The 22,802-nt window shown below is 69.1% G+C and carries 22 protein-coding genes and 2 tRNA genes; 13 read left to right on the top strand and 11 right to left on the bottom strand.

The window, feature by feature from the left end; all coding sequences use genetic code 11:
* Window positions 1-77 precede the first annotated feature (77 nt).
* Window positions 78-1,724, top strand: coding sequence for an ATP-binding cassette domain-containing protein (locus tag L0U85_RS00175; RefSeq protein ID WP_241375590.1), 1,647 nt, complete (start codon window positions 78-80; stop codon window positions 1,722-1,724).
* Between the two features lie 2 nt (window positions 1,725-1,726).
* Here the strand turns inward: L0U85_RS00175 and L0U85_RS00170 are convergent, their stop codons facing one another.
* The 3 genes from L0U85_RS00170 to L0U85_RS00160 all read right to left on the bottom strand — a co-directional run bounded on the left by L0U85_RS00170 (window position 1,727) and on the right by L0U85_RS00160 (window position 4,221).
* Window positions 1,727-2,227, bottom strand: a complete 501-nt coding sequence (locus tag L0U85_RS00170) for a DUF4395 domain-containing protein (protein ID WP_241375589.1) — start codon at window positions 2,225-2,227, stop codon at window positions 1,727-1,729.
* A gap of 260 nt (window positions 2,228-2,487) precedes the next feature.
* Entirely contained in the window at window positions 2,488-3,315 is an 828-nt protein-coding gene (locus L0U85_RS00165) for an HAD-IIB family hydrolase (protein WP_241375588.1), read from the bottom strand.
* Between the two features lie 57 nt (window positions 3,316-3,372).
* Window positions 3,373-4,221: an HAD family hydrolase gene (locus L0U85_RS00160; protein ID WP_241375587.1), complete on the bottom strand. Its 849-nt coding sequence runs from the start codon at window positions 4,219-4,221 to the stop codon at window positions 3,373-3,375.
* A gap of 115 nt (window positions 4,222-4,336) precedes the next feature.
* On the opposite strand from L0U85_RS00160, the gene L0U85_RS00155 reads away from it, so the two are divergent.
* Window positions 4,337-4,702 (top strand): DUF488 family protein, encoded by a 366-nt coding sequence (locus tag L0U85_RS00155; protein WP_241375586.1) that lies wholly within the window; start codon window positions 4,337-4,339, stop codon window positions 4,700-4,702.
* 108 nt (window positions 4,703-4,810) lie between these two features.
* On the opposite strand, the gene serS is transcribed toward L0U85_RS00155, so the two are convergent.
* The gene (gene serS / locus L0U85_RS00150) at window positions 4,811-6,067 is read right to left on the bottom strand and encodes a serine--tRNA ligase (protein ID WP_241375585.1); all 1,257 of its coding nucleotides are present in this window, start codon (window positions 6,065-6,067) and stop codon (window positions 4,811-4,813) included.
* Window positions 6,068-6,232: 165 nt separating this feature from the next.
* Here serS and L0U85_RS00145 point away from each other — a divergent pair, with 165 nt between their 5' ends.
* From L0U85_RS00145 to L0U85_RS00125, 5 genes are all read left to right on the top strand, one after another.
* Window positions 6,233-6,574 carry a metallopeptidase family protein gene (locus L0U85_RS00145; RefSeq protein ID WP_241375584.1) on the top strand — a complete coding sequence of 114 codons (342 nt, stop codon included), beginning with the start codon at window positions 6,233-6,235 and terminating at the stop codon, window positions 6,572-6,574.
* Between the two features lie 69 nt (window positions 6,575-6,643).
* Window positions 6,644-7,039: a TOBE domain-containing protein gene (locus L0U85_RS00140; RefSeq protein WP_241375583.1), complete on the top strand. Its 396-nt coding sequence runs from the start codon at window positions 6,644-6,646 to the stop codon at window positions 7,037-7,039.
* A 26-nt stretch (window positions 7,040-7,065) separates the two neighbouring features.
* Window positions 7,066-7,782 carry a molybdate ABC transporter substrate-binding protein gene (gene modA, locus L0U85_RS00135; RefSeq protein WP_347177319.1) on the top strand — a complete coding sequence of 239 codons (717 nt, stop codon included), beginning with the start codon at window positions 7,066-7,068 and terminating at the stop codon, window positions 7,780-7,782.
* 7 nt (window positions 7,783-7,789) lie between these two features.
* Window positions 7,790-8,599: an ABC transporter permease gene (locus L0U85_RS00130; protein ID WP_241375581.1), complete on the top strand. Its 810-nt coding sequence runs from the start codon at window positions 7,790-7,792 to the stop codon at window positions 8,597-8,599.
* Complete coding sequence (locus tag L0U85_RS00125; RefSeq protein WP_347177318.1) at window positions 8,581-9,654, top strand: ABC transporter ATP-binding protein; 1,074 nt, start codon at window positions 8,581-8,583, stop codon at window positions 9,652-9,654. The genes L0U85_RS00130 and L0U85_RS00125 overlap by 19 nt, the downstream gene beginning before the upstream one ends.
* 5 nt (window positions 9,655-9,659) lie before the next feature.
* On the opposite strand, the gene L0U85_RS00120 is transcribed toward L0U85_RS00125, so the two are convergent.
* From L0U85_RS00120 to pheA, 4 genes are all read right to left on the bottom strand, one after another.
* Window positions 9,660-10,919: an MFS transporter gene (locus L0U85_RS00120; protein WP_241375579.1), complete on the bottom strand. Its 1,260-nt coding sequence runs from the start codon at window positions 10,917-10,919 to the stop codon at window positions 9,660-9,662.
* A gap of 69 nt (window positions 10,920-10,988) precedes the next feature.
* Window positions 10,989-11,660, bottom strand: a complete 672-nt coding sequence (locus L0U85_RS00115) for a metalloregulator ArsR/SmtB family transcription factor (protein WP_241375578.1) — start codon at window positions 11,658-11,660, stop codon at window positions 10,989-10,991.
* A 45-nt stretch (window positions 11,661-11,705) separates the two neighbouring features.
* On the bottom strand, window positions 11,706-12,362 hold the full coding sequence (locus L0U85_RS00110; protein ID WP_241375577.1) for a GPP34 family phosphoprotein: 657 nt from the start codon (window positions 12,360-12,362) through the stop codon (window positions 11,706-11,708).
* 36 nt (window positions 12,363-12,398) lie between these two features.
* On the bottom strand, window positions 12,399-13,319 hold the full coding sequence (gene pheA, locus L0U85_RS00105; RefSeq protein ID WP_241375576.1) for a prephenate dehydratase: 921 nt from the start codon (window positions 13,317-13,319) through the stop codon (window positions 12,399-12,401).
* Window positions 13,320-13,487: 168 nt separating this feature from the next.
* On the opposite strand from pheA, the gene L0U85_RS00100 reads away from it, so the two are divergent.
* Together L0U85_RS00100 and L0U85_RS00095 are read left to right on the top strand one after the other, a co-directional pair.
* A tRNA-Glu gene (locus L0U85_RS00100) sits at window positions 13,488-13,560 on the top strand.
* An 86-nt stretch (window positions 13,561-13,646) separates the two neighbouring features.
* Window positions 13,647-13,721, top strand: a tRNA-Asp gene (locus L0U85_RS00095).
* A 395-nt stretch (window positions 13,722-14,116) separates the two neighbouring features.
* On the opposite strand, the gene L0U85_RS00090 is transcribed toward L0U85_RS00095, so the two are convergent.
* Window positions 14,117-14,584, bottom strand: coding sequence for a hypothetical protein (locus L0U85_RS00090; protein ID WP_241375575.1), 468 nt, complete (start codon window positions 14,582-14,584; stop codon window positions 14,117-14,119).
* Between the two features lie 140 nt (window positions 14,585-14,724).
* Between L0U85_RS00090 and L0U85_RS00085 the strand changes: the two genes are divergently transcribed.
* The 4 genes from L0U85_RS00085 to L0U85_RS00070 all read left to right on the top strand — a co-directional run bounded on the left by L0U85_RS00085 (window position 14,725) and on the right by L0U85_RS00070 (window position 18,472).
* Entirely contained in the window at window positions 14,725-14,922 is a 198-nt protein-coding gene (locus L0U85_RS00085) for a DUF664 domain-containing protein (protein ID WP_347177317.1), read from the top strand.
* Window positions 14,919-15,437 carry a DinB family protein gene (locus L0U85_RS00080; RefSeq protein ID WP_241375573.1) on the top strand — a complete coding sequence of 173 codons (519 nt, stop codon included), beginning with the start codon at window positions 14,919-14,921 and terminating at the stop codon, window positions 15,435-15,437. Before L0U85_RS00085 ends, L0U85_RS00080 begins: the two co-directional genes overlap by 4 nt.
* A gap of 108 nt (window positions 15,438-15,545) precedes the next feature.
* A complete protein-coding gene (locus L0U85_RS00075; RefSeq protein ID WP_241375572.1) occupies window positions 15,546-17,594 on the top strand; it encodes an RNA degradosome polyphosphate kinase in 2,049 nt (682 codons plus the stop codon).
* Window positions 17,591-18,472, top strand: a complete 882-nt coding sequence (locus L0U85_RS00070; RefSeq protein WP_241375571.1) for an NUDIX domain-containing protein — start codon at window positions 17,591-17,593, stop codon at window positions 18,470-18,472. Before L0U85_RS00075 ends, L0U85_RS00070 begins: the two co-directional genes overlap by 4 nt.
* An 84-nt stretch (window positions 18,473-18,556) precedes the next feature.
* Here L0U85_RS00070 and L0U85_RS00065 read toward each other — a convergent pair whose 3' ends face one another.
* Together L0U85_RS00065 and L0U85_RS00060 are read right to left on the bottom strand one after the other, a co-directional pair.
* The gene (locus L0U85_RS00065) at window positions 18,557-19,429 is read right to left on the bottom strand and encodes a hypothetical protein (protein WP_241375570.1); all 873 of its coding nucleotides are present in this window, start codon (window positions 19,427-19,429) and stop codon (window positions 18,557-18,559) included.
* Between the two features lie 149 nt (window positions 19,430-19,578).
* The gene (locus L0U85_RS00060; RefSeq protein WP_241375569.1) at window positions 19,579-22,704 is read right to left on the bottom strand and encodes a glycoside hydrolase family 3 protein; all 3,126 of its coding nucleotides are present in this window, start codon (window positions 22,702-22,704) and stop codon (window positions 19,579-19,581) included.
* Window positions 22,705-22,802: the final 98 nt, after the last annotated feature.

The following is a 22,802-nucleotide window of genomic DNA, read 5'->3' as shown; positions in this document are numbered from 1 at the left end:
GGATAAATCGTCACAACGAGGTCACGGTCAACCCAAATGCCTTTGACGTCCAGCACACACCCGCTGACAATCGCCGCATGGGTTTCGTGGATCTCTCAGGCGTCGGCTACCGCCTCACCGACGGGACGGCATTGTTCTCGGACGTGTCGTTCCGGGTCGGCGAGGGGGCGAAGGTCGCCCTTATCGGCGCGAACGGCGCGGGGAAGACCACGCTGCTCAATATCGTCACCGGCGCCCTGGCGCCCGACTCGGGGACCGTCTCGCACGGCGGCGGGCTCGGTGTCATGCGCCAGCTCGTCGGCATGAGGGAGGGCGTCCGTCCGCTGCGGAGCCTCGCCGTGTCCCTCGCGCCGCCCGAGCTCAGGGCCGTCGCCGAGCGCACGGCCGAGACCGAGCGGCGCATGGCCGCCGACGCCTCGGAGAAGACGCAGCTGGCGTACGCCCAGGCGCTCGCCGACTGGGGCGAGTCGGGCGGCTACGAGTTCGACGTCCTGTGCGACACCGTCTCAGTCTCGGTGCTCGGCCTCCCTTGGGAGGAGACGAAGGACCGTCCGCTGCGGACGCTCTCGGGCGGCGAGCAGAAACGGTTCGCCCTGGAGCTGCTGCTGCGCGGCCGCGAGGAGGTGCTCGTGCTCGACGAGCCCGACAACTTCCTCGACGTGCCCGCGAAGCGCGAGCTGGAGCGGATGATCCGCGAGTCGGACAAGTCGATCCTGTTCGTCTCCCACGACCGGGAGGTGCTCGCCAACAGCGCCGGATCGATCGTGACGTTGGAGGCCGGCACCACGTGGACGCACGGCGGCGGCTTCGCGACCTGGCACGACGCGCGCGCCGCCCGCCACGAGCGGTTCGAGGAGCTGCGCCGCCGCTGGGACGAGGAGCACCACAAGCTTCGCGAACTCATGCTCATGTACAAGAACAAGGCCGCGTTCAACTCGGATATGGCCTCGCGTTACCGCGCCGCGCAGACGCGGTTGCGGAAGTTCGAGGAGGCCGGGCCGCCGCCCGCGCCCCCGCGCGAGCAGAAGATCAAGGTCAAGCTCGAAGGGGGCCGCACCGGCAAGCGCGCCGTGATCTGCGAGCGGTTGGAGCTGGAGGACCTGACGTTCCCGTTCGACCTGGAGGTCTGGTACGGCGACCGCGTCGCCGTCTTGGGTGCCAACGGCACCGGGAAGAGCCACTTCCTGCGCCTGCTCGCTCAGGGCGGTTCGGAGCCGGACGGCGGCCTGGCCGCGAAGCGCGGACTCGGTCCGGTGGCGCACGAGGGCACCGCCCGGCTCGGTGCCCGCGTCCACCCGGGGCACTTCTCGCAGACGCACGAGCATCCCGAGTTCGTCGGGCGCACCCTCCGCGAGATCCTCTGGGAGGGCGACGAAGACCGCCCGTCGCTGGACCGGCAGCGGGCGATGAGCGCGCTCAACCGCTACGAGCTCACCTCGCGGTCCGAGCAGGACTTCAAGACGCTGTCGGGCGGCCAGCAGGCGCGGTTCATGGTGCTGGTGCTGGAGCTGTCGGGGGCGACGTGTCTCCTGCTCGACGAGCCGACCGACAACCTCGACCTGGCCGGCGCCGAGGCCCTGGAGACGGGCCTGCGATCGTTCGACGGGACCGTGGTCGCGGTGACCCACGACCGCTGGTTCGCTCGCGGCTTCGACCGCTACCTGGTGTTTCAGAACGACGGCGAGGTCGTCGAGACGGACGAGCCGGTCTGGGACGTGCGCTGAGGCTAGACCGACTCGGGTACGGGCCCGCGCGACCGGATGTCGTTGCAGGCCTCGCAGACCGCCTCGGGGATCAGCCCCATCCTGGTGAGCAGGGCGAACATCTTGCAGCCCAGGCAGAAGGCGAAGGCGGCCTCCAGCGCGGCGGCGATCGTCAGAGCGCCGAGCACGATCCAGGCCGCCAGGTCGGCGCCGAAGCCGAACAGCAGGACCGTCGAGGCCAGTGAGAAGACCGCGCCGATGCCCTGGGCGAACCGCTTGGGAGGTCCGGGCACCGGCTTGGCCGCCACGGGCAGCCTGGGGGTGATGATCTTGGTCACCAACTGGCCGAGGACGCTGAACGTCGGTCCGGCGGCGACGCGGGCGATGAAGCCGAGGGCGATGATCGCCACGAGCCATTCGAGCCGGAAGACGATCGCGATGACGCTCATGAGCACGACACCGGCGGCGACCAGGCGCGCCGAGACCTCGTTGACCGGGTTGGGGAACTGGAACAGGTGGCTCACGGGTGGATCCTCGGGACTTCGACTTCACCGCTGGGCGGAGGACGCTCCATCTTAGCGTTTAAGCAGGTTATCGTCGAATCTCGCTCTTTCGGCGGCCCGGTTCGCGGCTCGGTCGCGGGTCGGATGAGGAGCAGCGGCGCGGCGTCGGGGTCGTGGTCATCCGCTTCGGCGGCGACGGTCTACGCGATATGCGCAGAACCTCTGCCCCGGAGACGGCGAGAGCCGCCCCCTGTCGAGGCGGCCGGCGATGCCATTGCGGCTTAGAGCAGGTCGAGCAGGTACTCGAGGTACTGGGCCACGCCGTCGTCGTCGTTGTGGGCCGGGGCGAGCTCGTCGGCCACGTGCTTGACCCACGGGTGGGCGTTCGGCATCGCGACGGCGTGCCCGGCACTGCGCAGCATCGGCAGGTCGTTCGTGGCGTCGCCGAAGACGAGGACGTCGGACCAGTCGATGTCGAACTTGTCGAGGACGACCTGGAGACCGGCGGCCTTGTTCACGCCCACGGGACAGACCTCGAGGATGCCGACGCCGGACTCTGTGACGGCGACCTTCTCCACGTCGACGACCTCTTGGGCGGCGAGCAGCAGCTCGGGACCGTCCATCGTGTCCGAAACGAAGTAGCCCTTGACCATCGGGCCGGTGAAAGCCTCCTCGCGCGGTGCGACCTTGAGGGTGACGGCGGGCCAGGGCCAGTCGGGCATGGCGTCGCCGGCGATGAGGCGCTCCGGGTGGGCCGGCTCGGCCAGGGCGCGCAGCGGACCGACCTCGTTCTCGATGAGCCGCAGGGCCTCGTGCAGGATCTCGCCGTCGACCGACCGGTTCGACATCTCGACGATGGTGTCGTCGTAACGGCACTCGTAGACGAACGCGCCCTGGCCGAGGACGAGGAAGTCCGCGGCGGGGACGTCGTTGCGGCACAGGTCGAGCAGTCGCGGGCCGCGGCCCGTGGCGCCGACGACGATGACTCCCGAGGCGGCCAGGCGCTTGAGCGCGGCCATGCTTCTGGGCGAAACGGACTCGTCCGAGCGGACGAGTGTGCCGTCAAGATCCGTAGCGACGAGCCGGGGAGCCTTCGACAGGTTGATCATGCGTCCTCCTTGATTGTCGAGCTTCGATCCGCCGCTCCAGATCGCTTGGCGCGGTTGTCAGAACCACCGCTGCAGTACTCGCGCGACGCCGTCCTCCCAGACCGCGGGGGCGACTTCGTCTGCTGCGGCGCGCACCTCGGGCGCGGCCTGTCCCATCGCGACCGCGTACCCGGCCCATTCGAACATGGTCAGATCGTTGTGGGCGTCGCCGAACACGACGGTGTCGGCCGATGATACGCCGTAGTACTCCGCGATACGCGCAAGTCCGGAGGCCTTACTCACTCCGGGCGGACCGACGTCGATCCAACCGTTGAATCCGACCTCCATGTGGTAGTCGGCAGTGTCGAGGGCGGCGCTCTCAGCCAGGCGCATCGCGTTCGGACAGCGAATGCCCGCGCCGTATGGGGTATCCGAGGCGACGCGTGCGACCAGGCGGCCGGTGGGGCGCTCCAGCAGGTCGTCGATCGTGATGGTGCCGCCCCATTTAGCGTGGAAGTCCCGCTTGAAGCCCTTCGTGTGGTACCACCCTTCGAGGTCCCATTCGACGGCGAACTCGACCGAGTCGTCGACGGCGACGAATCGCTCTACGGCGGTGCGCGTGTCGACGGTCTGCCGGTGGGAGATCTCGCGGAGCGCCAGGTCGTATTCGCCGGCGCCGTGCGAGGAGGAGGCGAAGCCGTCGTCGAGGCCCAGGTCGTCGGCGGTGCGGACCGCTCCCCAGATCGCCCGGCCGGTGACCACCGCGACCGGCACGCCGGCCGTGCGGACGGACCGGATCGCGTCGATAACGGCCTTCGAGGGCTCAGTGGCCTGCCCGTGGTGGTAATCGACGACCGTGCCGTCGAGGTCGACGGCGACGAGTTGGGGAGGAACTTCTCGAATCGATGACGGGGCGTTGTCTGACACTCAACTACCGTAGCGCCGACGCGATGAACGGCAGGGGGCCGAGCGGCTTAACTCAGGGCGACGCAGATCAGACCAAAATTACCCATCGGGAGCGGCGGCGGCCTACGGTTCGTTTATGGCCGACATCACGATTCAGCGCGTCTACGAGTACCGCGACGATCCCGCGCGCAGCGGGACGGTGTTCCTGGTCGACCGGCTGTGGCCCCGAGGCGTCAGCAAGGAGGACCTGGAGGCGGTCACCTGGGTGCCCGACGCGGCGCCGTCGCCGAACCTGCGCATCTGGTTCGGGCACATCGCCGAGCGATTCAAGGAGTTCGCCGGCAGGTACCGCTCCGAACTCGATGCGCGCCCCGAGCACGCCGAGCCGATCGTCGAGGCGGCCCGCACCGGGCCGGTGACGCTGCTGTACGCAGCAAAAGACCCCGAAGTGAACCACGCCCTGGTCCTCAAGGCGTGGTGCGAGGACGAACTCGGAGAGTGAGGCAACGCCATGGCGTATCGCCGAGTGCGGTACGCCGTACAGCGATAACCCACGGACGCGAGTTCCGCCCGATCGTGGATCCTATATCCTATAGGATCTACGATCGGGTCACTTCGCTTCGATGACGTCCTTGCCCACGAACGGTTGGAGCGCCTTCGGCACCGCCACCGACCCGTCGGGCCTCTGGTGGTTCTCCAGAATCGCCACCAGCCAGCGCGTCGTGGCCAGCGTGCCGTTCAAGGTCGCGGCGACCGCGTTGCGGCCCGACTCGTCGCGATACTTGATGTTCAAGCGCCTCGCCTGGAACGTCGTGCAGTTCGACGTCGAGGTCAGCTCGCGGTAGCGGCCCTGGCTGGGCACCCACGCCTCGCAGTCGAACTTGCGGGCCGCCGAGGTGCCGAGGTCGCCCGCGGCGACGTCGATGACCCGGTAGGGCAGCTCCATCTTCTGCAGCATCTGCTCCTCGTAGGCGAGGAACCGCTCGTGCTCGGCCTCGGCGTCCTCGGGTCGGCAGAACGCGAACATCTCGACCTTGTCGAACTGGTGGACGCGGATGATCCCGCGCGTGTCCTTGCCGTACGAGCCGGCCTCGCGGCGGAAGCAGGACGACCAGGCGGCGTAGCGTCTCGGCGTCGACAGCTCGCCGAGGTTCTCGCCCGAGTGGTACGAGGCGAGCGGCACCTCCGAGGTGCCGACCAGGTACATCTCGTCGCGTTCGAGGTAGTAGACCTCTTCGGCGTGCTCGCCGAGGAAGCCGGTGCCCTCCATGGCCTCCGGGCGCACCAGCACCGGCGGGATCATCGGCGTGAAGCCGGTCTCGGCCGCCTGCTGCACGGCCAGGTTGAGCATGGCCAGTTGGAGCATCGCGCCGTCGCCGGTCAGGTAGTAGAAGCGCGCGCCCGAGGTCTTCGCGCCGCGCTCGGTGTCGAGCAGCCCCAGGCCGGTCCCGATCTCCAGGTGGTCGCGGACGTCCTCCGAAGCGGTCTTCTCGCCGACCTCGCGCAGCACGATGTAGTCGTCCTCGCCGCCGGCCGGGGCCTCGTCCGCGACCAGGTTCGGGATGGCTCGGCCCGCAGCCTCGAACGCGGCGGCGGTCGAGGTCACGCGCGCCTCGGCGCCCTTGACCTCCTCGGCGAGGGTCTTGGTGCGCTCCAGGAGCGCCCGCTTCTGCTCGGGGGCGGCCTTCGCGATCTGCTTGCCCAGGCCCTTCTGCTCGGCGCGGAGGGTCTCGAACGACTGCAGGGCGCTGCGGTGCTCGGCGTCGGCGGACAGGAGCGCGTCGACGGCGTCAGGGGAGTCGCCGCGCTTGCGCTGGCTGTCGCGGAAGGCGTCCGGGTTGTCTCGCAGTGCACGCAGATCAATCACGCCCACCAGGTTACCGGCCTGATCGTCGGCGCCGTCAAAGCCATATCGGGGACGTGGGGCGGTCTGCAGCGATGGCGGGCGCCACGGCGAGGAGCCCGAGCGGTGGACCCACCGGGGCCGACCGGCCGGCCGCCGACGCCATATCGTGGGCGTGTGGCGGTTGAAATGAGCGAGAAGGACTTCGAAGCGGCGGTCTCGGCGGCCCTCGACGAGGTGCCGCAGGAGCTGATGGCGATGCTCGACAACGTGGTCATCCTGGTCGAGGAGGAGCCTGACGGGCCTGACAGGGATCTGCTCGGGCTCTACCAGGGGACGGCGCTGACCGACCGGGGCTGGGAGTACGGCGGGGTCCTGCCCGACACCATCACCGTCTATCGGGGCCCGACATTGCGTATGTGTTCTACTGTGGAACAGGTGATCGAGGAGGTGGCGGTGACCGTGGTCCACGAGATCGCCCACCACTTCGGCATCGAGGAGCACCGGCTCCACGAGCTGGGTTGGGGCTAGACATACACTTCGCAAGTGCAGCGAAACTCGGGCTTTCTCCTCGCAGATGCTACCGGTAGACTGCATTTTGTGACGCAGTTTCGAATCAGTGAAACCGCCGAGCTGCTCGGCGTCAGCGCCGACACCGCCCGTCGCTGGATCGACGGCGGCAAGCTCGCGGCCTCCCGCGACGACCACGGCCACCGGGTCGTGGACGGCGTGGATCTGGCCGACTTCGCGCGCTCGCGCGCGGCGGCGCCCGAGCCCGGCTCCGGGGGCTCCTCGGCACGGAACCGCCTGCGGGGCATCGTCACCAGCGTCGTCAAGGACGCGGTCATGGCCCAGGTCGATATCCAGGTGGGACCGTTCCGGGTCGTCTCGCTCATGAGCCGCGAGGCCGTCGACGAACTCGACCTCCAGGTCGGGTCGGTGGCCGTCGCCGTGGTCAAGTCGACCACCGTCGTCGTCGAACGGAGCGAGCCGTGAGAGCCGCCGCCCTCGCCTGCGCCGCGGTGCTCGGCCTCACCGCCTGCGGCTCCGCCGGAGACGACGACGCCTCCGGCCACCTGACCGTCTTCGCCGCCGCCTCCCTCACCGAGGCGTTCACCCAGATCGGCGAGGACTTCGAGGACGCCAACCCAGGCGTCGAGGTCGTCTTCAGCTTCGCCGGCAGCGCTTCGCTCGCCTCCCAGATCGCCCAGGGCGCTCCGGCCGACGTGTTCGCCTCCGCCGCCCCCGCCAATATGGACTCCGTCGTCCGGTCCGGATACGCCGCCGACCCCGAGACGTTCGCGCGAAACCGACTCGTCATCGCCGTCCCCGAAGGCGATCCCGACGGCATCACCGGCCTCGCCGACCTGGCCGACCCCGGTCTCAAAGTCGCTCTTTGCGCTGAGGAGGTCCCCTGCGGGGCCGCCGCCCGCACCGCGCTCGACGCCGCCGGGGTGCGGCTCACTCCGGTCACCTACGAGACCGACGTCAAGGCCGCGCTCTCCAAGCTCGGACTCGGCGAAGTCGACGCCGCCCTCGTATACCGCACCGACACGGAGGCGGCCGGCGGCGCCGTACACGGCGTCGAGTTCCCCGAGTCCGACTCCGCGATCAACGACTACCCGATCGCGGCGCTCGACGACGCGCCGAATCCCGCCGTCGCCGAAGCCTTCGTCGACTACATCCGCACCGACGAAGCGCTCGAAGTGCTCACCGCCCACGGATTCCAGGCCCCGTGAACCCGCCATGACCGCCAAGACCAGCGCACCGGCCCGCCGCCAGCGAATCCCCGCGGCGCTGCTCATCCCGGCGCTGCTGGGGCTGGCCTTCCTGACCCTCCCCCTGGCGGGGCTGCTCATCCGCGCCCCGTGGTCGACCATGCCGCAGCGCCTGGCCGAGCCCGAAGTCCTCGACGCCCTGCGCCTCTCGCTGGTCACCGCCACCGCCTCGACCGGACTCTGCCTGCTGTTCGGCATTCCGATCGCCTGGCTGCTCGCCCGCGTCGAATTCCGGGGCCGAAGCCTCGTGCGGGCCCTGGTCACCGTGCCGCTGGTCCTGCCGCCCGTGGTCGGCGGCGTGGCGCTGCTGCTCGTCTTCGGCCGAGGCGGCCTCGTCGGCGCCTGGCTCGACGAGGCGTTCGGCATCACCCTGCCGTTCTCCACCGCCGGCGTGGTGCTCGCGATGACGTTCGTGGCGATGCCGTTCCTCGTCGTCTCCGTCGAAGGGGCGCTGCGAGGCGCGGACATCCGCTACGAGGAGGCCGCCGCGACGCTCGGCGCCGGACGCTGGACGGTCTTCACCCGCGTCACGCTTCCGCTGGTGGCGCCCGGGATCGCCGCCGGTGCCGTCCTGTGCTGGGCCCGCGCGCTCGGCGAGTTCGGCGCCACGATCACCTTCGCCGGGAACTTCCCAGGCCGCACCCAGACCATGCCCCTGGCCGTCTACCTCGCGCTTGAGACCGACCTGGAGGCCGCGATCGTGCTCAGCCTCATCCTGCTCGCCGCCTCGGTCACCGTCCTGGCGTGCCTGCGCGAACGCTGGACGGCGACGCCGTGACCCCGGTCCTCGACGCGCACCTCGTGGCCGACCGCGGCGATTTCAGGCTCGACCTGCCGCTCCACGTCGAAGCAGGGGAGACCGTGGCGCTGCTTGGGCCCAACGGCGCGGGCAAGACAACCGCCCTGCGGGCCCTCGCCGGGCTCCAGGGGCTCTCCGAAGGCCATGTCGCCCTTGAAGGACGCGACCTCGACCGGCCCGCGCAGCGGCACTGGACGGCACCGGAGCGGCGCGGCATCGGCGTGGTCTTCCAGGACTACCTGCTGTTCCCGCACCTGAGCGCGCTCGACAACGTGGCCTTCGGGCCCCGCAGACGGGGCGTCGGCCGCACCGCGGCCCGCGAGCGGGCCGCCCGCTGGCTCGCCCGGGTCGGCCTGGAGGAACTCGCCGGTCGCAAACCGCGGCAGCTGTCGGGCGGCCAGGCCCAGCGAGTGGCGCTCGCGCGGGCGCTCGCCGTCGAGCCGACCCTGCTGCTGCTCGACGAGCCGCTCGCGGCGCTCGACGCCCGCACCCGGCTCGACACGCGGGCCGAGCTGCACCACCATCTCTCGCGGCACGCCGGGGCGTCCGTCCTGGTCACACACGATCCGGTCGACGCCCTGGTCTTGGCCGACCGCCTCGTCGTCATCGAGGACGGCGCGATCGTGCAGGAGGGCGACGCCGAGACCGTGACCGCGAGGCCGCGCAGCGACTACGTCGCCCGGCTCGTGGGACTCAACCTCTACCGCGGTCGTTCCGAAGGCAGGAACGTCCGCCTCGACGGCGGCACCGTCCTGACCGTCGCCGACCCGCTCGACGGCGACGCCTTCGCCGCGTTCAAGCCGAGCGCGGTCGCCCTGCACGCGGGCCGGCCCGACGGCAGCCCGCGCAACGTCTGGGAGGCGACCGTGACCGGCGTCCACCGGCACGGCGACAACCTGCGCGTGCAACTCGACGGGCCGCTGCGCGCCGCCGCCGACGTCACCCCGGCCGCCGCCGCGCAACTGGGGCTGCGGTCCGGGCAGAGGGTGTGGGCGGCGGTCAAGGCCACCGAGATCAGGACCTACCCCGACTAGCGCCTTCACGCCGCGACCAGTACCGGTTCCTCCCCGTCCTTGACGTCGGCCTCCTCGGCACGGACACCGCGGCGCACCAACGGCAGGCACGCGATGACGATGGCGACCGAGATCAGTCCGACGAGCACGAACGACGTCCGCACCTCCAGGACCGTCTCGAGCACACCCCCGGCCGCGAAGCCGATGAGCGTGGACGCGTTGACCACGGCGTTGACGCGGGCGGTGGCCCGGCCGCGGAAGCGCTCGGGCACCCGGCGGGCCACCGCGATCTGCATGCAGGAGTTCTCGGCCGCATTGAGGATCCCACCGAAGAGGTAGAGCGGAATGAGGAGCGCCACGGTCGGCAGCGGCAGGCCCAACGCGATCACGACGATGCCGGTACAGGCCAGGCAGCCCATGAGCAGCATCGCGATCTGACCGCCATCGTTGACGCGCCTGAAGATCTCGGCGGCGACCCACGCCCCGACCACCATGCCGCCGGTCCAGCAAGCGTTGATGAGGCCGTAGACGCCCTCGGAGGCGCCGTAGACCTCGCGGACCAGGAAGACCTCGAGAACGTTGACGGCGCACAGGGCACCGATCACGGCAGCGGCCCCTATGACCATGACGAGCAGGATCACGTCGCGGCGCAGAAGCCAGGACCGTCCGCCGTTTTCGAGCCGAGCGGTGTGCGCGCCCCGGCGTATTCCACCCCGGCGGGTGCGGATGTCGCAGCTGAGCAGGGCCGCAGTCAACGCGCAGAGCGCCGCGGAGGTCAGCGCGGCGCCGGTGCCGCCGGCGGCGATGATGAATCCGGCGCCGGCCGGGCCGGCGGTCATGCCGAGGAGCATGCCGGTCTGGACCGTCGCCACTGCTCGCGGGAGGTCCTCCTCGGTGGCCATGGTCGGGACGAGGGCGCTGAGGGCCGGGCGGAGCGCCGCGTTGGCCGAGGCGTTGACGAAGACCAGTGCGAGCAGCACGGGGAGCCCGTCCGCGAACGACATGGCGGCGATGGCCGCGCATTGAGTGACGCCGGCGCCGGCCATGACCGCGCGGCTGTCGAAGCGATCGGCCATGCGGCCGGTGACGGGGGAGAGCAGCACGAGCGGCAGGATCGCGCAGGTGATGAGGGCGGCTATCGCGACGCCGCCGTAGCCGGTGGACTGGAGGCGCAGCACGAGGGTGAAGTCGGCGGTGAACATCGCCGTGCCGGTGAGGAACGAGCAGACGGCGGCGGCATGGATGTCGGACCAGCGGGTGCCGTCGAAAGAGTATGTGAAAGACATACTTCGAAAATACTCTTTCATATCTAAGTATGAAAGAGATTTTTCAGATTTTTTCGAGAATCTTCGTCGCTATGTGTAAGGGAAGAGACGGAAGAGATAGGTGAAAACCATAGAGTCGTCGCCGTCCGAATCCGCCTCCACCCGCTTGCGGGTCAACTCCGCGTACTCCATCTGCAGCTTGTGGAACCGAGTCTGGAACTCCTTGGCCTCGGCGGTAGTGAGCCGCAGCCGCCCCTGCGACATGCCCGACGCGTCCCTGACCTCGGGGTCCATCTCGCCCTTGCTCTCGATCCAGCGCCTGAAGCCGCGTTCGTCCTGCTCGGCGAACGCGTGCGCCATGGCTCGTTCGGCCGCCCGGTCACCCTCGGGGGCGCCCTCCTCCGCCTGGATCGAGAAGCTGTGGAGCGCGAGCCGCCAAAGGCGCTCGCGCGCGTCGCCCCGGCTCGGGGCCTCCTCGATGAATCCGGCCTTCGCCAACGTTCGCAGGTGGTAACTCATGGCGCTCGGCGTCATGCCCGCCACCTCGGCCATCTCCGTCGCCGTCGCTCCGTCGTAGCCCTGGACGCGGCGGGCGGCGAGGTAGTCGAACACCGCGATCCGCGCCGGATGGGCCAGCGCCTTCATCCGCTCCGGATCGGTGATCCTTACTCGTTCGGGATCGGTGACCTCGACCGGCCGAGCCGGAGGCTTGGGTGGATCGGGCAGGTCCGGGTCGGCATTCGAAGCAGAGGTTTCAGGCATGTCTCTAGCTAACCACGGCTACCGCGACCTGCGGCAAGGCCTGCGTCAGCCGCTCTGGGCCGAACCCGCGCTCGCCGCCGCCACCATGACCGCCGCCATGACCGCGGACTGCGTGGCCTCCACCGCCTTGCGAGTCGCGTCCCCGGCCCACGAGCCGTCGGCGATGGCCTTGAGTGACTTGCGCACTTCACGGTGGCTGCGCGCCGGGAACACGATCGCGTGCATCTTCAGCGCGTAGACCAACGAGGCGAGCGCGGCGGTGCGAGCGTCCGAGGCGGCCTCGGCATCGACAGCGGCGACCAGGCGGGCGCGGGCGTCGGCCTCCACGGCAGGGTCGTCCGGCAGGTAGCGGTGGAACGGGAAGACACCGAGGAGCTTGTCGCGCTTGAACTGCAGTACGCCGCGGGAGACCAGGTCGTCGAGCACGGGCTGCGTCATACCCTTCCCGGCGCGCTGGACGACCGCGGCCGGCTTGCGGGGGCGGTCGTCGGCGACTCGCCGCAAGACCTCGTCGAGCAGCCTGTCGCCGACGGGGGTCGCGTCGACGACCTGGATCTTCTTGTTCACGACGTCGATGCGCTCGGCCATCGTCAGCTCCAGCACGACCGCGCCCCCGAGACCGAGCTCCAGGTGGTGGGCCCGGTTGCGGCCGGAGACGTCGTCGTAGGCGAGCAAGACCAGTTCGTCGACCAGAGAGACCATGCCCCCACCCTAAGCGGGACGCGCACGCGGCGCCGGTCAGCGCCGCTTCCCGCCCTCGCGGAGGCTCTTGAGCCAGGCGGCGGCGTCGGCGAAGTCGGCGTCACTCAGGCCCGGCGGCGGGGGCACGGGTGCGTCCGAGTGGTCGCGGCGATAGGAGCCTAGGTAGCGGACGTCGGCGCAGATGCGGCGCAGGCCCGTGAGGGCCTCGCCCATGCGGGCATCGGCCAGGTGGCCGGTGCAATCGAGGAAGAACGCGTAGCGGCCGAGTCCCTCACCGGTGGGGCGCGACTCGATGCGGGTGAGGTTGATGCCGCGGATGGCGAACTCGGTGAGGACCGCGAGGAGCGCTCCGACCCGGTCGTGGTCGATGTAGACGGCCAGGGAGGTGATGTCGTTGCCGGAAGGCTCCGGCGGCGGGCAGGGCCTGACCACGTGGACGAAGCGGGTCTCGGCGTCGGGGTAGTCGCCGATGTCGTAGGCGAGCACGGGAAGTCCGGCGGCCTCGGCGGCGAAAGGAGCGCAGACGCAGGCGTCGACGTCACCGGCCGCGACGCGCTCGGCGGCGTCGGCGGTCGACAGGGCGTTGACGATCTGGGCGTCGGGGAGCTCGCGGCGAAGGAAGCGGCGCACCTGGGCGAGGGCGTGCGAGTACGAGGCGACGGAGGTGATCTCGTCCATGCTCTTGTTCGTTGCGAGGACGAAGGTGACCGGGAGGACTACCTCGCCGGCGATGACCAGTGGATCGCCGCCCACGAGTTCGTCGACGGTGACGGTGACGGTGCCCTCCTGGGAGTTCTCGAGCGGGACGAAGCCGGCGTCGACGTCGCCTCGCCGGACCGCGTCGAGGACCTCGGCGATCGAGGACAGCGGCGTGGTCCGGGCGCCCTTGGCGGCGGGCAGTCGGCGGAGGGCGGCCTCGGTGAAGGTGCCGCGCGGACCGAAATAGGCGAACTCCATGCGCCAACGCTAGCAAGGCCCACCTGAGACGGCGGTCTCACCGGAGCCCCGCCGTGGACGCGCCCTCCGCAGTCACGTATGCTTGTCGAGCCCAAGCGGAGTTCCGCGGTGGTAAGCACAGCGAAAACGAGATGCGGCACAACGTGTCACATGTCAAACTCGGTGAGCGCCCCCATCGTCTAGAGGCCTAGGACGCCGCCCTTTCAAGGCGGTAACACGGGTTCGAATCCCGTTGGGGGTACGGCCAGACGCGATACCGGTCACCCGGAGCCGTTTGGTATAAATTAAGAGGTCTAACGACCTTGAGGGATTTCGATCCGAACTCAAGGTCCCGTGGAGCAGTCAGGAGTGCTCGCCGCCCTGTCAAGGCGGAGGTCGCGGGTTCAAATCCCGTCGGGACCGCAGAGAAGACCCGCTGGTTTACCAGCGGGTTCTTTGCTTTCCCGGGTCTTCTATGAGTCCACTTTGCTTAGTTGGATCATGCAGGGTAGTCAGAAGGGTAGTTTGAGGGCCGCGCCGAGTGGCGCGGCCCCATCCTTCATCGGTCCTCGAACGCCTTCTCGATGAGGTCGGCACCCGTCGTGATGACCGGCCTCGACTGGTGCCGGTAGACCGTCCTGGTCGTGCTGGTCTTGGCATGGCCGACCAGGTCGGCAATGACTGACCGGGTTGAGGTGGGTGTGCCTCCACTCCAGCGGGCGGGCTTCCTCGCGCCGCACTCCGGTGAGGTTCGAGAGCACGAGATAGGCGTGAATCCACGTGTCTTCGCTGGCCTTGAAAACCCTTCGGGTTCGTTCTCAGCGCCAGTCGTCGGGCCCGGGTTCCTGATCGCGGTCCTCGTCCAGGGCCTCGTCGTCGGTCGGGTCCGGCGGCGGGCCCTCCTCCCAGGACTCGCGGAGCGATTCGGCGCGCTCGCGATCGTCCTCGGTGATATGGATATCGCTCTGATCGGTGCCTGCCGCAGGGGACTCCTCGGCCCAGACGGCCTCCTGGTCGTGGAGCTCCCCAGCCTGCGGGTCCGGGCCGCCTTCCCACTCGTCCGTCACCGACTCGGCCGGCTCGTCCGGCTCCTCTTCGGCCAGGCCCTCGTCGAGAGGCACGCCCAGCTGCTCTTCGGCCGGGGTCGTGCCATAGCGGTCGGCGCCCTGGTAGTCCTCCGCGTCGAGAATCTCGTCTTCGAGGGACTCCTCGGACTCTTCCTCGTCGTCGATGTAGCCGAACGTCTCCTTCTCATCGTCGGAGTACGGCTTGCGGTCGTCGCGCATGGCTCCTCCTTCGCCTCCGGGGTTACCCGTGCCGGCGGCGAGGTAATCCGGTGGCTTCCGCCGGGTGGACGCGGCTGGCCTCGGCCGATGACTTGGACCGCACCAGAAATCGACCGACCCGAGTACTGGTGGTTCCGCGAATCGAACGCCACGCGGCCGGGCACGAGATCGACCACGTCACCGAGCACCCGCAGGCCAGCAGGTGCGGCCTTCGCCGGATCTACCTGCACATGATCGAGGAGTACGCCCGCCACAACGGCCACGCCGACCTCATCAGGGAGCGCATCGGCGGGAGAACCGGGGAACAGTCACAGGTCCCCGATAATGTGAGGGCATGAGCCAACTCCCGTCCGACGTCGAACGCCAGCGCCCCGTCCTGCTCGCCGACGAGCGCGCCATGCTTGAGAGCTTCCTCAACTTCCACCGCGACACCTTGCTCGTGAAGTGCTCCGGGCTCGCCGAGGAGCAGCTGAAGCACCCGTCTGCCGAGCCGTCGAACCTGACCCTGCTCGGGCTGGTGCGGCACATGACCGACGTCGAGTACTGGTGGTTCTGCGACAACCTCGACGGCCAGAGCGACTATCCGCGCTACATCGCCGAGGACGACATCGACGCCTGCTTCAACGAAGCGGCCTCGGCCGACCCCGATGAGGCGTTCGAACGCTACCGCGTCGCCGTGGACGCCGCCCGCACCGCGGTCGCCGACCGCAACCTAGACGACACCTTCACGCACCCGAGCGGGCAAACGGCTTCCGTGCGCTGGATCTACCTGCACATGATCGAGGAGTACGCCCGCCACAACGGCCACGCCGACCTCATCAGGGAGCGCATCGACGGCGCGACGGGGCCGTGAGCGGCGATGATCAAGTCCATTGTCGACATGCGTTGTGATCTCGTGAACGCGTAGGGATTTCAAAACTGATTCACCAGAAGTTCACGTTCTTCGTTAATATTGTGATGTATGACGAATAGTGAGTCCGTTCCCCTCGTAGGTGCCGATCTGCCACCGGACCGGTTCCTCGACCGTGAGGAGAGCTGGCTGCGCTTCAACGGCAGGGTCCTGCGTCTGGCCCAGTCCCCCGAGCTGCCCCTGCTCGAACGGGTTCGCTTCCTGTCCATCTTCTCGAACAACCTCGACGAGTTCTTCATGGTCCGCGTCGCCGGCCTCATGCGTCGGCTCGCCACCGGTCTGCCCGTGCGAACCTCCTCGGGACGCCAGCCCCAGAGCGTCCTCAGACGCATCACCGGCCTCTCCCACCAGCTCAGCCTCGAACACGCCAGGACCTTCAGCGAGGAGATCGCCCCGCTGCTGGCGAAGCAGGGGATCGAGATCCTGCGCTGGGACGAGCTCGCCGAGTCCGAGCGCCGGCTCATGCACGAGCTGTTCCGCACCCGCATCTACCCGGTGCTCACCCCGCTCGTCGTCGACCCCGCGCACCCCTTCCCGTACATCTCCGGGCAGTCCCTCAACCTCGCCGTCCAGGTCCGCGACCCGAACAAGGGCGCGATGCGATTCGCGCGCGTGAAGGTCCCGCCGCTGCTGCCGCGCTTCATGGCCGTGGCCCCCGGCCGCTTCGTGCCGCTGGAAGACGTCATCGCCTCGCATCTCAACCAGCTGTTCCCCGGCATGGACGTCGTCGCGCACCACACCTTCCGCGTCACGCGCAACCAGGACCTGGAGATCGACGAGGACATCACCGAGAACCTCCTCCAGACCCTTGAGCGCGAGCTGCTGCGCCGCCGCTTCGGGCCCGTCGTGCGCCTCGAAGTGGAGGACACCATCGACCCGGTCGTCCTCGATCGGCTCACCGCCGAGCTCGGCATCGACGACGAGGTCGTCAACAAGCTCCCCGGCCCGCTCGACCTGTCCGGCCTCGGCGCCATCGCCGACCTGGAGCGGCCCGAACTGAAGTACCCGCCGTTCCGGCCCTCCGAGGCGGTGCTGCCGCCCGACGCAGACCTGTTCGCCGTCATGCGCGAGCAGGACCTGCTGGTCCACCACCCCTACGACTCGTTCACCGCCTCGGTCGAGCGGCTCATCGAGGAGGCCGCGGGCGACCCGCAGGTCCTGGCGATCAAGCAGACGCTGTACCGCACCAGCGGCAAGTCTCCTATCGTCGATGCGCTCATCAGCGCCGCCGACGCGGGCAAGCAGGTCGTGGTCGTCGTCGAGATCAAGGCCCGTTTCGACGAGCAGGCCAACATCGACTGGGCCCAGAAGCTGGAGCAGGCCGGCTGCCACGTCATGTACGGCATAGTCGGCCTCAAGACCCACTGCAAGCTGGCGCTGGTGGTAAGACAGGAGAACGACGGGAGCCTCTTGCGGTACAGCCACATCGGCACCGGCAACTACCACCCGAAGACCGCCAGGCTGTATGAGGACTTCGGGTTGCTCACGACCGACCAGGCGGTCGGCGAGGACGTCAACGCGGTCTTCAATCACCTCACCGGGTACTCGCGGTCGGAGGACTACCAGCGGCTCCTGGTCGCGCCGCACTCGCTGCGCCCGGGCCTGATCGAGCGCATCCAGCGCGAGATCGACAACCACGAGGCGGGTCTGCCCGCACGCATCCGCTTCAAGTGCAACTCGCTGACCGACGAGGAGATGATCGACGCTCTCTACCGCGCCAGCCGGGCCGGCGTGCCCGTCGACCTGTTCATTCGCGGCATCTGCGCGCTCCGGCCGGGTGTGCCCGGCTTGTCAGAGACCATCCGGGTCCGCTCGGTCCTCGGCCGGTTCCTCGAACACTCGCGGGTGTACGTGTTCGAGAACGCCGGCGATCCGGAAGTATGGTTGGGCTCGGCGGACCTGATGCACCGCAACCTCGATCGGCGCGTCGAAGTGCTGCTCCAGGTGACCGGCGATGCCCACCGGGCACAGCTCATCTCGATGCTCGACCGCGGCATGCGCGACGACACGAGGACGTGGAAACTCGGCCCGCTCGGCCTGTGGTCCCGCCTGCGCGGCGGCATCGACCTTCAGGAAGAACTGATGCAGGAGCACTCTTGAACGAACCGGAGATCTTCGCCGCCGGCGCCGTCCTGTGGCGTCAGGGCGCGAAAGAACCCGAGCTCGCGCTCATCCACCGCCCGAAGTACGGCGACTGGTCGTTTCCGAAGGGCAAGCTCAAGAAGGGCGAGCACCTTCTGGCGGCGGCGCAGCGGGAGGTGTTCGAGGAGACCGGCATCCGGCCCGTTCTCGGTCGGCCCCTCGCGCCGTCGTTTTACGACAAGGAGGGCCGCCTCAAGCGGGTCGACTACTGGTGCGCCACCCCGGCGGCCGAGGCGGTCGACGAGGCGGTGGACCCGCGGGAGGTCGACGGCATGGAGTGGGTGCCGCTGGGCGAGGCCTCGGAGCGGCTGACGCACGAGCGCGACCAGCCGGTCCTGGCCGATTTCGCCGAGACCGTCGTGCGGGAGACCGTCCCGTTCATCTTCGTGCGCCATGCGATCGCTCTGTCGAAAGCGGACTGGTTCGATCAGGACGAGCTACGGCCGCTCAACCAGCGCGGCCGCGAGCGCGCCTCCCAACTGGAGGTGCTGCTGTCGAGCTATCCGACTCCGGTGGCCTACAGCGCCACGAGCGCCCGGTGCCTGGAGACGCTGCTGCCGTTCTGCGCCGGCGAGGGCATCCCGGTCACGGGGCTGCCCGAGTTCACCTCCGGCACCGCCAAGCCGGGCCAGGCGATGACGCGGATGGACCAGCTCATCGCCGAGGCGCGCCCGGTCGTCATCTGCGGCCACGGCGAGACGATCGACGAGCTCGCGCGGCACTTCTGTCACAAGCTGGGATCGACGCCGCCGACCGAGACGCCGCTGGCGAAGGGCTCGTTCCTGGTCTTCCACACCGGGGACGGCGAGATCGTCGCCACAGAACGCCACGGCTGAGATCCTATAGGAAATATTATATTTCCTATAGGATCTGAGAGCGGGCGTTCGCGCGTTCCGGCGCCAGCGGCGGCGGCCGAATCGCTACTGGTCCCGCATGGTCAAGCGGCCGGTCGTGGCGAACTCAGTCGCCCAGGCTTCGAACTGGCGGAGGTCACTGCACTGCTCTACCTGCTCGCGAAGCTCGGACTCGACCGGCGTGGGAGAGGCATCCAGCAAGGTGAGCAGGATCTTTCGTGCTTCCAGCACGCCGCCTTCTTCCCGGCCTTCTTCGCGGCCCTCCTTGCGGAGTCGGTCGCTGTAGGCCGAGTGGTACGGCTGAGACTTGGTCTCCATGATGGTCTCCAGCAAGGTTCCGACGTCTTTCTTGAGCAGTCCGAGCAAATACATGGTGTAGTCGGCCGCGCGCTGCGGCTCAATCGTACCGAGAGCCTCGTCAAGAGTCGAGGCGAACAACTCCGCCTCATACGGTGAGTGCAGCGCATCGGCCGCTCCGAGCGCCGCCGACAGGATCGCGATCGCCGGTTCGGGCGGGTTGTAGGGATCGGTCAGGCTCGGGAAGTCCGCCGGGCCGAGGGTCCGGATCGCGATCCTGTTGCCCGGCCCGAGATCGATCCCGTTCCTGAACCGACGCGCCACCGCATCGGTCCCGCCGATCAGCAGCAGTTCGACCGGAAGTCGGTAGTCCTCGAAAGCCCGGGCCATATATCCGGGGAGTCGGTAGTACTTCTCCTGCTTCCAGGTGTTCTGCACTTCGACGATGACGATTCTCGAAAATCCGCCCTCGAAGGTCAGCTTCACCACGCCGTCGGCACGCCGTTCCACCGGGCCGGGCGAACCGACCGCGCAAGAACGCGTCTCCGCGCCGCTGCATCGCAATCCGTGTTCCTCGCCATCGGCGAGTCCGATCAGGTTCGCCGCGATCTCCGGCTGGTCCTGGACGAGCTTCACGATCACTTCGTGGAGCGTTCCTGGCATCTTCTCTCACTTTCCATCAGGGGATCCGAATGGAGAACGAGACTCGGTCCGATGGGAAACGGAACTGTCCGATACACGACATCACGGACCGGGCCGCGGCCCACGTGATGCGGGCCGCGGCCGGGTGATCAGCGGCGCAGGCGGATCGAGTCCACGTAGATGCCGCCGGTCCGGAATCGCAGGTACAGGTTCTCGACGCCTTCGGCGCCCTCCAGCGGGGCCTCGACGTCCTCGAACCTCTGGAGGTCGCCGGTGATCGGGACCGTGACGGCGGCGAGGAGCGGCCCGTCCGGTTCGGACGAACGGACCTCGATGACCGGGTCGGACAGGTCGGCCCAGTCGGCGACGGTCGTCGCGGTGCGCAACTCGATCGCGGTGGCGCCCTCGAGCACCGCCTTGGTGAAGCCCACGTGGTCGCCCCCGCGGCGCGAGCCCACCGAGTGGTAGCCGCCCCGGCGCGCGACCGTGTTGCGCTTGGAGACCTCCCAGTAGGTCACGCCCTGGCTGATCGTCGCCGCCTCCCAGACGTTGCGGGTCTCGGAGAGGTCGAGCGGGTCGATCGTCTCGCCCTGGATGCGGACGATCGCCTCCGGGCCGTCCGAGTCGGATCCGATGAAGAAGGCGTAGCGGCCGGTCTCCACGATCCGCCTGCCGCTCACCGCGTCCCACACGAACAGGTCGCCAGGGTCCACCTCGATCTCGACGCGGCGGGTCGCGCCTGGCGCGATGTCCTTGGCGCGCTTGAATCCCGCCAGTTGCAGCCGCGGTACCCGGTCGCCGTAGACCGAATCGAGCGAGCTCGCGAAGACCAGCGCCACCTCGTCCGAGGTGCGCCCGCCGGTGTTGGTGAGGTCGATCGACACGGTGAACGGCTCGTCGGAGGGGACCTCTCCGGGGATCTCCAGAGCGCTGTACTCGAAGGTCGTGTACGTCAGGCCGTGCCCGAAGCCGTAGAGCGGCTCGACCGCCGAGTAGCGGTAGGTGAGTCCTGCGGATATGACGTCGTATTCGAGCATGTCGACGTCGCTGACGCGGAACTCCTCGGTCTTCGGCCCCGGCTTCGGCAGCGAGTCGACGTCGGCGAGCCAGGTGGAGGTGAGCCGCCCTGCCGGGGAGCAGTCGCCGAAGAGCGCCTCGGCCAGCGCTGTCCCTGCGGCCTGGCCGGCGTGGGAGGTGTAGAGGATCGCGGCCACGTTCGGGTCGGCGGCGATGTCGCCGATGGCGAGCGGGTAGGACGAGACGACCACGACGACGGTGCGGCCGGGCTTGGCGGCGGCCACCTCCCGCACGAGGTCGGCCTGGCGCGGGGCCAGGTCGAGTCCGGGGCGGTCGAAGCATTCGCGGGCGTTCATGAGCGGGTGGTTGCCGACTACGACAACGGCGTAGTCGGCTTCGACCGCGACGGCGGCGGCCGCTTCGGGGCCGTCCGAGACGAGGGTCTCGGTGAGCGGCGTGCCCGGCCGTCCCTTGGCGAGCGGCAGCGTGCCGTCCTCGGCGACGCCGACGTGGAAGGCGTCGGCGGCGCTGATGTCGGCCTCGACGTGGTTGAGCCCGAACATCGCGACATTCCTCAGCGACGCTTGCGGAGCCGTGAATTCGGCAGTTTCGCCCACCGGGCGGTAGTGGAAGTTCTGGAAGGTGAACCAGGCGTTCGCGTCTACCATCTGCTCGTCGATCGCGCGCAGGTGCGGCCCGGCGCCGGCGCCGCTCGCACCGATCTGGTTGGTGAAGGTCGCCGGGCCGTCGTCGTGCTGGAGGATGTCGGCGCTGACGAACCTGCCCGAACCGTTGTGGCGGAACATGTACTGGTCGTGTGCCCAGTCGTAGACCTCGAAGGTCTCGTCGTCGCCGATCGCCTCGGCCCCGGCGGCGAGCGCGCCGCTGTCCGCGACGTTGACGTAGCGGCCGCCGGCGGCCCAGGCCACGGTGTCGTTGCCGGTGTGGTGGAGGACGTTTCCTTCGCCGAGGCGCTCGGTGATCGCCTGGAGCGGGGTGACGCGGTCCTCGTCGGGGACCAGCGGGCTGTAGTAGTCGCGCAGGTTTCGGTCGGCGAGCGGGCCGACGACGGCCACGCGCGGCGACTCCGGCAGCGGCAGCAGGTCCTCGTTCTTGAGCAGCACGAGCTGCTCGCGGGCGGCCTGGAGCGCGAGCGCCTTCGACTCGGGACGCTCCTGCGGGCTGTCGCTCGGTTCGATCCGGTTGTACGGGCAGTCCTCGCCGTCGAGGCGCCCGGCGCTGACGAGGAAGTGGAGCCAGTCGCGGACGACCTGCTCGGCGTCGGCCATGGTCAGCCCGAACAGGCCGCGCCTGACCGCTTCGGCGGCGGCTTCGCCGAGCGGCAGTTCCGAGCCGTCGCGGAAGTTCGTCTGGCCGGCCTTGAGCATGAGACCGGAGGCGTAGACGAGGATCTCCTCGCGGTCGATCTGGCGGCCCTCCTCGGCCGCTAGAGCCTTCGGGTACGGCACGTCGCGGCCCTCGGGGGTCTCCCAGGTGTCGAAGGGGGCGCCCTTGGTGGAGTTGAGGTTGACGGCGTCCCAGCCGTCGGGCAGGAACATGAACGCGCCCGGTGCCCATTCGCGCCGGAGGGTGTCCATGAGCGGGCTCGCGATCGAGGGGACCCCGTTGACGAGGTTGTAGGCGGTCATCGCGCCGAGCACGGCGCCGGCCTCGACCGGCTTGCGGTAGGGGAAGGCCTGGTACTCGTGGAGCGCGCGGGCGCTCATCGACGCCGAGGTGCGGTGCCGGTGCCATTCGTGGTCGTAACCCAGGAAGTGCTTCATCTGCGGCAGTACCCGGACGTATTCGGGGTGGCGTCCGCGCAGGCCGTGGGCGTACGCGGTGACCATGGCGCCGACGTGCAGCGGGTCTTCGCCGAAGCCCTCCTCGAAGCGGCCGGCGAGGGGGTTGGAGCGGATGTCGGCGACGGGTCCGAAGGCGGCCAGGACGTTCTGGTCGCGGGAGCGCATCTCGTAGGCGACGGTCTCGCCGATCTGTTCGAGCAGTTCGGTGTCCCAGGTGGCACCAAGGCCGATCGCCTGGGGGAACAGCGTCGCGTTCGGGTGGTGGCCCGAGCCGTGGAGCACCTCGGCGAACCGGTTGTCGAGCGCGGGCAGGGTGCGGCCGTCGGCGAGGGTCAGTCCTTTGGGGATTCCGCCGAAGCAGCCGAGCTTCTGCTCGTCGGTCATGAGGGCGAGGATGGCTTCGACGCGTTCGGCCACCGGCCGGGAGGCGTCGAGGTAAGCGGGTGCTGCCATTGGTTTCCGATCACCGGGTGTTGGAGTACCGCCATTACGACGTATGACCATACTAATTCAAGGAGTCAAGGCTCACTCCCGGCAGTTCGTTACGATCG

It is taken from the genome of Glycomyces sp. L485, from assembly GCF_022548875.1.
Classification (GTDB): domain Bacteria; phylum Actinomycetota; class Actinomycetes; order Mycobacteriales; family Micromonosporaceae; genus Glycomyces.
This window is presented reverse-complemented; position numbering and strand designations above follow the sequence as displayed.

Bases quoted from the DNA above. Each gene is read 5' to 3' on its own strand.
- L0U85_RS00175 (WP_241375590.1), top strand. From the start codon at position 78: ATGGGTTTCGTGGATCTCTCAGGCGTCGGCTACCGCCTCACCGACGGG.
- L0U85_RS00165 (WP_241375588.1), bottom strand. From the start codon at position 3,315: ATGATCAACCTGTCGAAGGCTCCCCGGCTCGTCGCTACGGATCTTGAC.
- L0U85_RS00155 (WP_241375586.1), top strand. From the start codon at position 4,337: ATGGCCGACATCACGATTCAGCGCGTCTACGAGTACCGCGACGATCCC.
- L0U85_RS00145 (WP_241375584.1), top strand. From the start codon at position 6,233: ATGAGCGAGAAGGACTTCGAAGCGGCGGTCTCGGCGGCCCTCGACGAG.
- L0U85_RS00130 (WP_241375581.1), top strand. From the start codon at position 7,790: ATGACCGCCAAGACCAGCGCACCGGCCCGCCGCCAGCGAATCCCCGCG.
- L0U85_RS00120 (WP_241375579.1), bottom strand. From the start codon at position 10,919: ATGTCTTTCACATACTCTTTCGACGGCACCCGCTGGTCCGACATCCAT.
- L0U85_RS00115 (WP_241375578.1), bottom strand. From the start codon at position 11,660: ATGCCTGAAACCTCTGCTTCGAATGCCGACCCGGACCTGCCCGATCCA.
- L0U85_RS00110 (WP_241375577.1), bottom strand. From the start codon at position 12,362: ATGGTCTCTCTGGTCGACGAACTGGTCTTGCTCGCCTACGACGACGTC.
- pheA (WP_241375576.1), bottom strand. From the start codon at position 13,319: ATGGAGTTCGCCTATTTCGGTCCGCGCGGCACCTTCACCGAGGCCGCC.
- L0U85_RS00090 (WP_241375575.1), bottom strand. From the start codon at position 14,584: ATGCGCGACGACCGCAAGCCGTACTCCGACGATGAGAAGGAGACGTTC.
- L0U85_RS00080 (WP_241375573.1), top strand. From the start codon at position 14,919: ATGAGCCAACTCCCGTCCGACGTCGAACGCCAGCGCCCCGTCCTGCTC.
- L0U85_RS00075 (WP_241375572.1), top strand. From the start codon at position 15,546: ATGACGAATAGTGAGTCCGTTCCCCTCGTAGGTGCCGATCTGCCACCG.
- L0U85_RS00060 (WP_241375569.1), bottom strand. From the start codon at position 22,704: ATGGCAGCACCCGCTTACCTCGACGCCTCCCGGCCGGTGGCCGAACGC.